This window comes from Mesorhizobium sp. B2-1-3A (genome assembly GCF_006442655.1).
GTDB lineage: Bacteria > Pseudomonadota > Alphaproteobacteria > Rhizobiales > Rhizobiaceae > Mesorhizobium.
The window spans coordinates 595,403-608,005 of sequence record NZ_VFWK01000001.1 but is presented as its reverse complement, the minus strand read 5'-3'; the positions used below and the strand labels follow the sequence as shown (position 1 = coordinate 608,005).

Annotated in this window: 14 protein-coding genes; 1 reads left to right on the top strand and 13 read right to left on the bottom strand. The window is 63.8% G+C overall.

What is annotated here, in order from left to right; all coding sequences use genetic code 11:
* Positions 1 to 208: 208 nt before the first annotated feature.
* Positions 209 to 715: an OsmC family protein gene (locus FJ977_RS03090; protein ID WP_140768441.1), complete on the top strand. Its 507-nt coding sequence runs from the start codon at positions 209 to 211 to the stop codon at positions 713 to 715.
* 48 nt (positions 716 to 763) lie between these two features.
* Here FJ977_RS03090 and FJ977_RS03085 read toward each other — a convergent pair whose 3' ends face one another.
* From FJ977_RS03085 to rpsF, 13 genes are all read right to left on the bottom strand, one after another.
* Complete coding sequence (locus FJ977_RS03085; protein WP_027045347.1) at positions 764 to 982, bottom strand: hypothetical protein; 219 nt, start codon at positions 980 to 982, stop codon at positions 764 to 766.
* 171 nt (positions 983 to 1,153) lie between these two features.
* Positions 1,154 to 1,795, bottom strand: a complete 642-nt coding sequence (locus FJ977_RS03080) for a hypothetical protein (protein WP_140768439.1) — start codon at positions 1,793 to 1,795, stop codon at positions 1,154 to 1,156.
* Between the two features lie 93 nt (positions 1,796 to 1,888).
* Complete coding sequence (locus FJ977_RS03075) at positions 1,889 to 2,629, bottom strand: SDR family NAD(P)-dependent oxidoreductase (protein ID WP_140768437.1); 741 nt, start codon at positions 2,627 to 2,629, stop codon at positions 1,889 to 1,891.
* Positions 2,630 to 2,656: 27 nt separating this feature from the next.
* Positions 2,657 to 4,126 carry an amidophosphoribosyltransferase gene (gene purF / locus FJ977_RS03070; RefSeq protein WP_140768436.1) on the bottom strand — a complete coding sequence of 490 codons (1,470 nt, stop codon included), beginning with the start codon at positions 4,124 to 4,126 and terminating at the stop codon, positions 2,657 to 2,659.
* Positions 4,127 to 4,219: 93 nt separating this feature from the next.
* Positions 4,220 to 4,885, bottom strand: coding sequence for a CvpA family protein (locus FJ977_RS03065; RefSeq protein ID WP_140768434.1), 666 nt, complete (start codon positions 4,883 to 4,885; stop codon positions 4,220 to 4,222).
* A 47-nt stretch (positions 4,886 to 4,932) separates the two neighbouring features.
* The gene (gene radA, locus FJ977_RS03060) at positions 4,933 to 6,336 is read right to left on the bottom strand and encodes a DNA repair protein RadA (protein ID WP_096456421.1); all 1,404 of its coding nucleotides are present in this window, start codon (positions 6,334 to 6,336) and stop codon (positions 4,933 to 4,935) included.
* Between the two features lie 102 nt (positions 6,337 to 6,438).
* Entirely contained in the window at positions 6,439 to 7,935 is a 1,497-nt protein-coding gene (locus tag FJ977_RS03055) for a replicative DNA helicase (RefSeq protein ID WP_140768432.1), read from the bottom strand.
* A 218-nt stretch (positions 7,936 to 8,153) separates the two neighbouring features.
* Positions 8,154 to 9,131: a small ribosomal subunit Rsm22 family protein gene (locus FJ977_RS03050; protein ID WP_140768430.1), complete on the bottom strand. Its 978-nt coding sequence runs from the start codon at positions 9,129 to 9,131 to the stop codon at positions 8,154 to 8,156.
* 1 nt (position 9,132) lies between these two features.
* Positions 9,133 to 9,456, bottom strand: coding sequence for a YnfA family protein (locus tag FJ977_RS03045; protein ID WP_140768428.1), 324 nt, complete (start codon positions 9,454 to 9,456; stop codon positions 9,133 to 9,135).
* A 92-nt stretch (positions 9,457 to 9,548) separates the two neighbouring features.
* Positions 9,549 to 10,841 carry a cyclopropane-fatty-acyl-phospholipid synthase family protein gene (locus FJ977_RS03040; protein ID WP_140768426.1) on the bottom strand — a complete coding sequence of 431 codons (1,293 nt, stop codon included), beginning with the start codon at positions 10,839 to 10,841 and terminating at the stop codon, positions 9,549 to 9,551.
* Positions 10,842 to 11,016: 175 nt separating this feature from the next.
* A complete protein-coding gene (rplI, locus tag FJ977_RS03035; RefSeq protein WP_140768424.1) occupies positions 11,017 to 11,601 on the bottom strand; it encodes a 50S ribosomal protein L9 in 585 nt (194 codons plus the stop codon).
* A gap of 216 nt (positions 11,602 to 11,817) precedes the next feature.
* Positions 11,818 to 12,066 (bottom strand): 30S ribosomal protein S18, encoded by a 249-nt coding sequence (gene rpsR, locus FJ977_RS03030; protein WP_006203718.1) that lies wholly within the window; start codon positions 12,064 to 12,066, stop codon positions 11,818 to 11,820.
* A complete protein-coding gene (gene rpsF, locus FJ977_RS03025) occupies positions 12,066 to 12,557 on the bottom strand; it encodes a 30S ribosomal protein S6 (RefSeq protein ID WP_140768422.1) in 492 nt (163 codons plus the stop codon). Before rpsF ends, rpsR begins: the two co-directional genes overlap by 1 nt.
* Positions 12,558 to 12,603: the final 46 nt, after the last annotated feature.

Here is a 12,603-nt window from a genome sequence, read left to right as displayed (position 1 = left end):
GGAAGCGACAGAAATTTCGTGGATCAACGTGATGGCCGGGAAGTCGGGCCTTCTTGCCAAGCTATACGGTCGAAAGTTGGCACAGCGCTACGCCAGCCCTGAGCTTGCGTTGGGGCAGGACCTGGTGGTCTTGCTTCCGCGAGGCGATAGGCACTTATATCAGATGAAGCCAGTTGCTCGCTGGCCGCAAAAGCGAAAGAGGCAACGAATGGACGCCACCGAACTGAAGGCCATGCAGGCGCCGCTGAAGCAGGCCTACCGCGACGACGCCTCGCAGGCGCTGATCACATTGAGGGCGAAGGGTTCGATCGACGACCAGTCGGTGGCCTGCAAGGTGGAGACGGGCAGGGCGGTCGCCATCGCCGGTCTGCATCCGGCAACCGGCGGCTCAGGGCTCGAGCTCTGTTCCGGTGACATGCTGCTTGAGGCCTTGGTGGCCTGTGCCGGCGTGACGCTGAAGGCGGTGGCGACAGCGCTCGAGTTCAAGCTCGGCGCCGCCACGGTGGAGGCCGAGGGCGATCTTGATTTTCGCGGCACGCTGGGTGTCGCCAAGGACGCGCCGGTCGGTTTTCATGCCATCCGGCTCAATTTCAGTCTCGACACGGATGAACCGCAGGAGCGGATAGACTCGCTCTTGAAGTTGACCGAACGCTATTGCGTGGTGTTCCAGACCATCAACCAGAAGCCGGAGCTGACGGTTTCAGCGCGGCGCTGAAATCACAAGGCCCGCGGCAGCGGCCGCGGGCCTTGTGATGCCTGATGCCTACTGCGCAGCCGGCTCTTCGGCATCACCTTCGTCGGTGAAGGGCGAGGCGCTCGGCACGCACTGCACGGACCAGCCGGTTGGTGTCGGCTGCTTCTGATACTCGGTGATGGCGGCGGTGCACTGCTCGCGCTTGTCGAAGGTGCTGGGCAGCACCACCATGCCGCCCTGCGGGCCGGCGATTACCAGATACCAGACCAACGCTGCGGTTGTAGCCATGGGGATTTCCTTGTTCTGCCCAGCGGGGCGCTTGTTGTGGGAGTCGTTCCGATCCTAACAACTCCTCGGAAATGACGAAAGCATGACCGCGGGGCAGCCTTTCCCCTTCAGATCACAGCCGCGTGATCAATCGGCAGGCTGCTAAACCGGTTATGTTGCTGCGGGCAGCGCTCAGTCGGTCGCAAAACAATAGAACAGGCCGTCGCCGCCGGTGCCTTTCAACGCCTCCTGGCTGCAGCCGCCACGCGAGGCATGCGAGGAATTCCATGACTTCGCCGCCGCCGAATCGTCGAGGCCGGTGCGGTCGTGATGACCCATCATCGCCGCCCCTTCGCCGCCGCCCATCGTCCAGTCGCCGCAGGTCTGGTCGGCGATCCTGGTGCCGTCGGGTTTCGATCCGGTCAGCATGTCATGCCTGTTCGGCGTGTCGCCGCGGCCGTTGACCACTTCGCCCTTTTCGTTCAGCGCCGTCTGCTTGGTGATGCCGTTGGCGTCCCCATGCAAGGAGGCGACATCATTGGCGATTTTCTCGCCCTTGGCGTTGAACCAGGGCCCCTTGCCGATACGGTCGCGTGCATCCTCGGCGCTGGTCGAGAGATAGGCATGCCAGGTCTTTCCGGCGACGCCGGCGGCTTCAGCCAGCGAAGCGCAATGCGCGTCGGCGCCCTTCAAACCGCCGAGATCGGCACCCTTGCCGGAGCCGACACTGGTGACGAAGAAACTCATCTTGGCATCTTGGGAGACGGCCACGCCTGCTGTCACGCCGAGAGCGGCCACAAAGGCGGTGGTGGCAATGAGAAGAAGTCTGCGCATATCGGTCCTCCGGTTTCGAATGTCCTACGTCAGGAGAACGTAGCCGGAGGCCCTTTTAATCCCTTTGGGATCCTTCAAACCGAAGGCGTGAGTTCATTCAGGCTGCCGGTAGGAGACGAACCGGTTGTGCTTGGCCTGGAAGATCAGCCCGGTCTCTTCCAGTTCGGGGCTGGCCAGCGGCACGATGCGCTTGGCGATCTCCTGGGGATGCGGCAGCGTCTCCGGATCCTCACCGGGCACGGCCTGGGCCCGCATGGCGGTACGGGTGGCGCCCGGGTCGGCGGCATTGACGCGCAACGGCAGGCTCTGCGTTTCATGCGCCCAGGAGCGCATCATGGTCTCGACCGCCGCTTTCGATGCCGCGTAAGGCGCCCAGAAGGCACGCGCCGAATGCGCTGCGTTGGACGACAGGATGATGGCCCGGCCGGCATCGGAAAGCCGTAGCAGCGGGTCGACCGAGCGGATCAGCCGCCAGGTTGAGGTGACGTTGATGGTCATCACCTTCTCGAACGTCTTGGCCTCGACATGGCCGATCGGCGAGATGACGCCGAGCACGCCGGCATTGGCGACGAGAATATCAAGCTTGCCCCAGCGCTCATGGATGGCGCCGCCCAACCGGTCGATGCCGGCCATGTCGGCGAGATCGAGAGGCACCAGCGTCGCTTGGCCACCGGCCGCCTTGATCTCGTCGTCGAGTTCTTCGAGACCACCGACAGTGCGCGCAACCGCGATCACATGTGCGCCGGCGGCGGCCAATTCCCTGGCGATGAAATAGCCGATGCCGCGCGAGGCGCCGGTGACAACCGCAACGCGGCCGGTAAGGTCGAGGGTCATGCGAGAATTTCCGTAAGGTGGTCTGGCTTACGCCCCGTTGTTCGCCAGCAGCGACAGCGTGCGCACATTGTCGTGGCCTTCGAAGTCGAGCAGGCGGGTCGGGTACTGGCCGGTGAAGCAGGCGTCGCAGAACTGCGGCTGGTCGTTGTCGCGGCCCGCCTCGCCGACGGCGCGATAAAGCCCGTCGATCGACAGGAAGCCGAGCGAATCGACACGGATGAACTCGGCCATCTCTTCCACCGACATGCGCGATGCCAGCAGCTTCGACTTCTCCGGCGTGTCGACGCCATAGAAGCACGACGCGCTGGTCGGCGGCGAGGCGATGCGCATGTGCACTTCCTTAGCGCCGGCATCGCGCACCATCTGCACGATTTTCTGGCTGGTGGTGCCGCGCACGATCGAATCGTCGACCAGAACCACGCGCTTGCCCTCGATCATGCGGCGGTTGGCGTTGTGCTTCAGCTTGACGCCCATGTGGCGGATCGAATCGCCGGGCTGGATGAAGGTGCGGCCGACATAATGGTTGCGGATGATGCCAAGCTCGAAGGGAATGCCTGCCGCCTGGCTGAAGCCGATCGCCGCAGGCGTGCCCGAATCCGGCACCGGCACGACGATATCGGCCTCGACCGGGTTCTCCTGCGCCAGCTCGGCGCCGATGCGCTTGCGCACTTCGTAGACGTTGCGGCCTTCGACCGAGGAATCCGGCCGGGCGAAATAGACATACTCGAAGATGCAGAAGCGGGTCTTCTGCGGCTCGAACGGGAACAGGCTTTCAATACCCTTGGAGGTGACGACGACCATCTCGCCCGGCTTCAGGTCGCGCACGAAGCGCGCGCCGATGATATCGAGCGCGCAGGTTTCGGAGGCGAGGATCCAGGCACCGTCGAGATCGCCGAGCACCAGCGGGCGGATACCGAGCGGATCGCGGCAGCCGATCATCTTCTTGGCCGTCATCGCCACCAGCGAGAAGGCGCCTTCGACCTGACGCACGGCGTCGATGAAACGCGAGTTGAGGTCGCGCTCCTTGCTGGTCGCAACCAGGTGCAGGAGCGTCTCGGTGTCGGATGTGGACGAGAAGATCGCGCCCTGCTTCTGCAGCGCGCGCTGCACCGTCATGGCGTTGGTGAGATTGCCGTTGTGGGCGACGGCAAAGCCGCCATCGGCAAGCTCGGCGAAGAAGGGCTGGATGTTGCGCATGCCGGCGCCGCCGGTCGTGGCGTAGCGCGTGTGGCCGATGGCGCGGTTGCCTTGCAGGCTGTCGATGACACGCTGCTTGGTGAAAGTGTCGCCGATCAGGCCGACATGGCGTTCGACGTGGAATTGGCTGCCATCATAGGAGACGATGCCGGCCGCTTCCTGGCCGCGATGCTGCAATGCATGCAGGCCTAGCGTGACGATGGCCGCCGCGTCCTGTCGGCCGAAAATGCCGAACACACCGCATTCGTCGTGGAAATGGTCGTCGGCCTCGGCGGAAAGCACGTCGTCTGCGTCTGCCATCTTAAGCTCCGCTAAAATCGCCATATAGTGCGAGTTCGCGCCGAAAGCAACGCGCGCCGTGCAGTCGTTCACACCATCGTCAGTCCAGGCGAGTCAGTTTGCAGGGGCTGCCGGCGCTGCTGGCTTGGCCGTGTTGTCCGCCGGCCCGGCATCATTGTCGTCGGGAGCCGGTGCATTGGCGTCGTCGCCGCCGGCAGGAGCGTCCGCCGCCGGTGCGTCCGGAGCGGCCGGCGTCTCGGCAGCGGGCTGATTCGGATTGAGCTTCTTGAGGATGGCGTTTTCCGGATCCTCGGGCAGCAGGCTTTCAAGCTTGGCGCCGATCTGCTCCAGCAGCGGCCGCGACTTGGCCTCCGTCACCCAGGCCGGTGCCTTGGCGCCAGCCAGCCAGTTGAAGAACAGCAGCGCGACGGCGACGACCAGGATGCCGCGCGCGGCGCCGTAGAGGAAACCAAGCGTGCGGTCGAGCGCGCCGATCCGCGAATCGATGATCCAGTCGGCAAGCTTCATGGTGATGACCGAGACGACGATCAGCGCGATGATGAAGACGACGCCGGCGGATGCCGCCATGGCGATCTTCTCATTGTCGATGTACGGCTTAAGGTAAGGCAGGACCGGCTTGTAAAAGAAGAAAGCCGCCGCCGCCGCCGCCGCCCACGAGACGACAGACAGGACCTCGCGCGAGAAGCCGCGAACCATGGCGAGCATCGCCGAGACCAGGGTGAAGCCGACCAGGATTCCGTCAAGCAGCGTAATCGGCATGTCTTTCGCCCCACTCCGATCTCTTTTTCACGGCTCGACGAGCCGCGTTATTCTTCATCGTCGACGCGGCTGCGCCGTGAGCCGGCTATGCGCGCCACGAGGTCGGCAAGCTCGGTGGGCTGGAAAGCGCCGGCCCCGATCCCTCCAGCAAGTTCCTCGCTGCCCAAGGGCAGAACCGCGCTACCAAAACCCAGCTTTTCGGCTTCCTTGAGGCGCTGCTGCGCGTGCGCAACCGGCCTCACCGCGCCCGAAAGGCTGATTTCGCCGAAATAGACGCAATCGGCGGGAAGGGCAAGACCGGTGAGCGAGGAAACCAGCGCGGCGGCGACCGCGAGATCGGCCGCGGGCTCGCTGATGCGGTAGCCGCCGGCGACGTTGAGATAGACGTCGTGCTGGCCAAAGCGGACGCCGCAATGGGCTTCGAGAACCGCCAGGATCATTGACAGGCGAGCTCCGTCCCAACCGACGACGGCGCGCCGTGGCGTGCCGAGCGAGGATTGTGCGACCAGGGCCTGAATCTCGACCAGCACCGGCCTCGTGCCTTCCATGCCGGCGAAAACCGCGGCACCCGGCGATTTCGCATGCCGCTCGCCGAGAAACAGCTCGGATGGATTGGCGACCTCGCGCAAACCCTTGTCCGACATTTCGAAGACGCCGATCTCATCGGTCGGCCCAAAGCGGTTCTTCACCGTGCGCAGAATGCGATAGTGGTGACCGCCTTCGCCCTCGAAGTAGAGCACGGCATCAACCATGTGTTCGACCACGCGCGGTCCGGCGATCTGACCTTCCTTGGTGACATGGCCGACCAGCACGATCGCCGCGCCCGTGGATTTCGCATAGCGGATCATCGCCTGGGCGGCGGCGCGCACCTGGGTGACGGTGCCCGGCGCCGAATCGGCAAGGTCGGTCCACAGCGTCTGGATCGAATCGAGAATGACCAGATCCGGCCGCTTGCCGTCGGCGATGGTGGCAAGAATGTCCTCGACATTAGTCTCGGCTGCCAGTTCCACCGGTGTGTCGGCGACGCCGAGCCGCTGCGCCCTCAGCCTGATCTGCGCGACGGCTTCTTCGCCCGAGACATAGACGATGCGGTGGCCTCGCGACGCCAGCGCAGCGGCAGCCTGGGTGAGCAGCGTCGACTTGCCGATGCCGGGGTCGCCGCCGACCAAAAGTGCGGAACCGCGTACAAAACCGCCGCCGGTGGCGCGGTCGAGTTCGCCGATGCCGGAAATGATGCGCGGCGCATCCTCGATATCACCAGAGAGCGTGGTCAGCACCACCGCGCGGCCCTTGCGGGCGTTGCGCGTGTTGGCCGGCCCCGAGCCGATGCCGCCGGACGTGCCTTCCTCGACCAGCGTGTTCCACTCGCCGCAGGCATCGCATTTGCCGGCCCAGCGCTGATGCACCGATCCGCAGTTCTGGCAGATGAACTGGACACGCGATTTGGCCATCAGGCGAGGCCTGCGGCAAATGAAAGAACAGTTCGGTGAGACCGGGGGGCGCGCCGTGGAGCGCGGCCGGCCCGGATATTTGCTGCGATTTCGGCCAACTGCTTACTCGTCAAACCTCTCCGCGATATGGTGCTCTTCCGCCAGGTCGGAGAAGCGGGTGAACTCGCCATGGAAGGCGAGCGTCACCGAGCCCGTCGGGCCGTGGCGCTGCTTGGCGACGATCACTTCGGCCTTGCCGCGCATCTCGTTCATCTCGTTTTCCCACTTGACGTATTCTTCCGTGCCGAGCTTCGGCTCACGGTTCTTGAGGTAATACTCCTCGCGGTAGACGAACATCACGACGTCGGCGTCCTGCTCGATCGAACCGGATTCACGCAAGTCGGAGAGTTGCGGGCGCTTGTCGTCGCGGCTTTCGACCTGACGCGACAGCTGCGACAGCGCGATGATCGGTACGGCCAGTTCCTTGGCCAGCGCCTTGAGGCCCGTGGTGATCTCGGTGATTTCCTGCACGCGGTTCTGCGAAGACTTGGCGGATGAACCCTGCATCAGCTGGATATAGTCGATGACGATCAGGTCGAGGCCGCGCTGGCGCTTCAGGCGCCGCGCGCGGGCGGATAGCTGCGCAATGGAGATACCGCCGGTCTGGTCGATGAAAAGCGGGATCTTCTGCATGGTCTGCGAACAGGCGACCAGCTTTTCGAAATCCATTTCGCTGATCTCGCCGCGGCGGATTTTTGAGGACGAGATTTCCGTCTGCTCGGAGATGATACGGGTAGCGAGCTGCTCGGACGACATTTCGAGCGAGAAGAAGCCGACCACGCCGCCATTGGCCGCCTTGAACGATCCGTCCGCCTGCTGCGCCGGCACATACATCTCGGCGATATTGAAAGCGATGTTGGTGGCAAGCGACGTCTTGCCCATGCCCGGGCGGCCGGCAAGCACGATAAGATCCGACGATTGCAGGCCGCCCATGCGGCGGTCGAGATCGCGCATGCCGGTGGCGAGGCCCGACAAATGGCCGTCGCGCATATAGGCCGCGTTGGCCATGTCCACGGCCGTCTTGACCGCGTCGGTGAAGCTCTCGAAGCCGCCATCATAGCGTCCGGTTTCGGCCAGTTCGAACAGGCGGCGCTCGGCATCCTCGATCTGCTCGGAAGGCGACATGTCGACCGGCGCGTCATAGGCGATGTTGACCATGTCTTCGCCGACGGTGATCAGCGCGCGGCGCGTTGCCAGGTCGTAGATGGCGCGGCCATAGTCGGTGGCGTTGACGACGGTGACGGCTTCGACCGCCAGCCGCACGATATATTGCGCCACCGTCATGTCGCCGACCTTTTCGTCGGCCGGCAGGAAGGTCTTGAGTGTGATTGGCGTCGCCACCTTGCCCATGCGGATGAGCTCGGCCGCGATCTCGAAGATTTTTCTGTGCAGGGGTTCGTAGAAATGGCCTGGCTTCAGGAAATCGGAGACACGATAGAAGGCATCATTGTTGACGAGGATAGCGCCCAGCAGCGCCTGCTCGGCCTCGATGTTGTTCGGCGCCTCGCGATAAAGCGGTTGCTGCTCCGCCACGCCGAATTTTCGTGCTGCCTCTGCCATGATATCCCCGATTTCGATCCCGGCTTCTCGATATCAGAACGACACGAAACCGTGCTGACCTTTCTGCATCACCGCACGACCAACCAACCTTGATGCCCGTTGTTCACAGGAACGGAAAACCGTCCACAGGACAGTGTTCCTGTGTCCCGATTCCGATTGACTCGGCAAGCAGTGATTCTTACGCGCGCTATTGGAACGAAGCAAGAACAATCGGCCGTTCAGGTACCGCGTGGTTCCAGCCTGTCACCCCAGTCCAGCCGCCGGGCCAGCTTGAAGTCCGCGCCGTCACGCTTGGTGAAGAGTTGCTCCACGGCTGTGCCGTCTTCCCGGCAAAGCTTGAGCAGAACCTTGCCCGAGCCGGATTTCGGCGGTGCGAGGACCCGCGCGGCGTGGGAGGCGGCCGGCTGGCGCGACGCGGCGACAAAAATGAATTTCTCGTCTTCCCACGGCACATCGGCGTCCTTGGCCAGCCGGTGCAGGCGCGATCGGGCGACGCGGCGGGCAAAATGGCACCAGTCGGGCGGGTTGAGCGGGCAGGGCGCCTTGTGCGGACAAGGCGCCAGCACATGCGCACCGGCGGCGATCAGTTGCGCGCGCACCGCCAGAATGCGCTGCCAGCCCGCCGGCGTGCCCGGCTCGATGATCAGCAGCGTGTCTGTCGTCAGCTGCCATAGCCGGTCGACCATCTTGGGCAGCGATGCCGGCACGATCTCGTCCAGCACATAGGCGCAGGTGACGAGGTCCGCCGGCTGAAGGTCGCCCAGGTCTGTTGTGACGTCGCCGGCCTGCCAGACGGTTCGGGCCGCGATGGCGTCGGCGGCGAGCGTCTCGCCGACCTTGCGCACCGCCGCGCTTGCTTCCAGCAAAACGGCCTGTTCGAGATCGGGCCAGAGATCGTGGGTGGCCCAAAGCACCGTACCAGGACCGGCGCCGACGTCGAGCAGGGTTTTCGGCGCGAAATTTGGCCGGGCCGCGTTCAGCGTGTCGAGGCTGGCGCGGACCGCGGCATAGGTCGCCGGCAGCCGCGTCGCCAGATAGGCCTTGACCGCCATGTCCTGCGCCATGTGCAGGCGGCCGTCGCGCAGTTCGGCGCGGTAGCGGTCGGAGAGTGTTTTCGCCGCCTGCTTCAGTTCCGGCAGCGGGATTTTCTCCAGGATGCGGTCGACGGCGTGTCGAAGAAGAGCCGGCAGTTCCACGCTAGGCTCCTCGCGGTGCGAGCAGGATGACCGAAGCACCGGCTATGCAGAGCGCGGCACCACCAAGATCCCAGCGGTCGGGCCGCACGCCTTCCACCAGCCACAGCCAGCCAAGCGAGGCGACGATGTAGATGCCGCCATAAGCGGCATAGGCGCGGCCTGCGGCATTGGTGTCGACCAGCGCCAGAAGCCAGGCGAACAGCAGCAGCGAGACGAAGCCCGGCGCCAGCCACAGCGGCGATTTTTCGAGCCGCCACCAGGCCCACACCGAAAAACAGCCGGCGATCTCGGCCAGTGCCGCGGCGGCATAGAGGAGATAGGTCATGAAAAAGGCCTCGTGACGATCACGAGGCCTTTTTCAGGGCAGGGGCCGGGAATGGCAAGCGGCAATGGCGAAAGCGCACCAACGTTGCGTTCCTACTCCGCCACCTTGCGGCGCCGGGCGGGCTTGGCGGCCTTCTCTACGGGAGCCGCTTCGCGGCGGCCCAGGTCGCGCATTTCCAGTGCCTTTTCGCATTTTGCCATGTAGTCGCGGGTTACCGGCAGTGTGTCGTTCTTCTTGGCGATCTGGAACTGGAAGATGACCAGGTCCTGCCAGCGGAAGGCGGCTTCGGAAGCGGCCAGATAGAACTCCCACATGCGGCAGAAGCGTTCGTCGTAGATGGCCTTGGCCTTGTCGCGATTGGCGGCGAAGCGCTGGCTCCAGTGCTTCAGCGTGTCGGCATAATGGAGCCGCAGGATCTCGACATCGGTGACCACCAGGCCGGACTTCTCGATCGCCGGCAGCACCTCCGACATTGCCGGTATGTAGCCGCCCGGGAAAATATACTTGCGGATGAAGGCGCTGGTCGCCCACGGCACGCCGGAGCGGCCGATCGTATGCAGGAGCATGACGCCATCGGGCTTCAGCAACGTTGCCGCTTTGTCGAAGAAGGTGCGGAAGTGGTTCACGCCGACATGTTCGAACATGCCGACCGAAACGATACGGTCGAAGCGTTCGTTGAGTTCGCGATAATCCTTCAGTTCGAAATGGACGTGGTTTTCCAGGCCTTGCGCATGCGCCCTGTCGGTGGCCACGCCATGCTGTTCGGTCGACAGCGTCACGCCCTGCACATCGACGTCGAAGGCCTTGGCGAGATAGAGGCCGAGCCCGCCCCAGCCGGAGCCGATATCGAGCACGGTCTGGCCGGCTTTCAGTCTGAGCTTGGCGGCGATATGACGCTTCTTGGCGGCCTGCGCCTCGTCCAGCGTCATGTCCGGCTGCTCGAAATAGGCGCAGGAATACTGCATGTCCTCGTCGAGGAAGAGCCGGTACAGGTCGCCCGACAGATCGTAATGACGCTGCACGTTGCGGCGCGAGCGCGAGGCGGTGTTGATCTGCTGCAGGCGGCGGAAGGCGTGGCGCAGGCCCTCGATCGCTTTTGACCATGTCGCGTCGATGCCGCCGCTGCCCATGTTCTGGAAGGCAATGCGCATCAGGCCGAGCACGCCGCCTTCGAGGATGTCGAGTTCGCCGTCCATGTAGGCTTCAGGCACCGCCAGCATCGGATCGAATGTGATGGCCCGTTCGGCGTGCCGGGTCTTGATGTGCATGTGCACTGGCTCGCCGCTGCCGTCGCCGAAGATGACTGTCAAGCCCTTGGGCCCGGTTACCTTGAGATTGCCCGTGCGAACCAGGCGATCGAGAACGCGCTTCAGCAGAATATTCATAACCAAATGTCCCCTCACGGTCAGACCGGCTGCCTTAATTCTGCAACAATATATAGGGGTTCGAAAAGTTCCATTTGGTATAAAAATGCCCGGGCGAGAGGCCCGGGCATTGGTCCAGAATGGCTGGATTACGACAAAGTGATCGGAGCTCGGCTCCTTCGCTTGTCGTGGGCGATCAGGCGTTGTCTTCGCCGCCTTCGAACTCGGCGTTCGGATCGAAGAAGTTTTCCGGCCGGGCATTGTCGTTGATGTCGTCGCCATAAATGGCTTCGGCGGTGGTCAGCGTCTCGCCCTTGGCCTGGCGTTCGGCCTCATCGGCCGTACGGGCGATGTTGAGCGTGATGGTGACTTCGACTTCCGGATGCAGCGCGATCGCCACATTGGTGAGACCGATGGTCTTGATCGGCTGGTTGAGCTGGATCTGGTTGCGGTTGACCGTGAAGCCTTCCGCCGTCAGCAGATCTGCGATGTCGCGCGTCGACACCGAACCGTAGAGCTGACCGGTCTCGCCGGCCGAGCGAACGGCGATGAAGCTCTTGCCGTCGAGCTTTTCGGCAACCTGGCCGGCTTCCGACTTGCGCTCGAGATTGCGGGCTTCGAGCTGGGCGCGCTGGCCTTCGAACTTCTTCTTGTTGGCTTCGTTGGCGCGCAGCGCCTTGCCCTGCGGCAGCAGGAAATTACGGGCAAAGCCGTCCTTGACCTTGACGGTATCGCCCATCTGGCCGAGGCGGGAAACGCGTTCGAGAAGAATGACTTCCATGGTTTTGTTCCTTTTGGTTGGGCGTCCGTCCACAAGGCAGGCGCCGAATTCTCTGGAACAGGTCAGGAAGCAAAAGGGGCGTTGCCGCCGGTGTCGCTGTCCTGCCTGTCGCGGCAGTTAGAGGCCTTGACCTCAACTCGGGATTTGATGCCTGAACCGGTCATGCCCGTCATGGCCGGCGAAAGGAACGGGCGGCGAGCCGCCCGTCCGAGAGATTTAGCGGACCACGTAGGGCAGCAGGCCGAGGAAACGGGCGCGCTTGATCGCCTTGGCGAGTTCACGCTGCTTCTTCTGGCTGACGGCGGTGATGCGCGACGGCACGATCTTGCCGCGCTCGGAAATGTAGCGCTGCAGGAGACGCACGTCCTTGTAGTCGATCTTGGGCGCGTTGGCGCCGGAGAACGGGCAGGTCTTGCGGCGACGGTGGAACGGGCGCCGGGTCGGGATCTGGTTGATGTCGACCATTATTCTGCACCCCCTTCAAAGCCTTCGCGCGGACGGCGCGGACCACGATCACCACCGGCATCGCCGAACGAACGCGGCGGACGATCGCCACGGTCGCCGCGATCACGGTCGCCGAACGAACGCGGGCCGCGATCGCGATCGCCGAAGCTGCCGCGCTCGGAGCGCTCTTCGCGCTTCTGCATCATGGCCGAGGGACCTTCCTCATGCGCCTCGACCTTGATGGTCAGGAAACGCAGGACGTCCTCGGACAGACCCATCTGGCGCTCCATCTCGTTGAGCGCTGCCGGCGGGCAGTCGAGGTCCATGAGCGTGTAGTATGCCTTCCGGTTCTTGTTGACCCGGTAGGTGAGGGACTTCAGTCCCCAGTTCTCGACCCGGCCGACGGACCCGCCATTCGCGGAGATGACGCCCTTGTACTGTTCGACAAGCGCATCGACCTGCTGCTGCGAGAGGTCCTGCCGGGCAAGAAACACATGTTCGTAAAGAGCCATTATGGTTCAGTGCCTTTCTTCGTTTCTCTCCCGGTTCCCGGCGGCA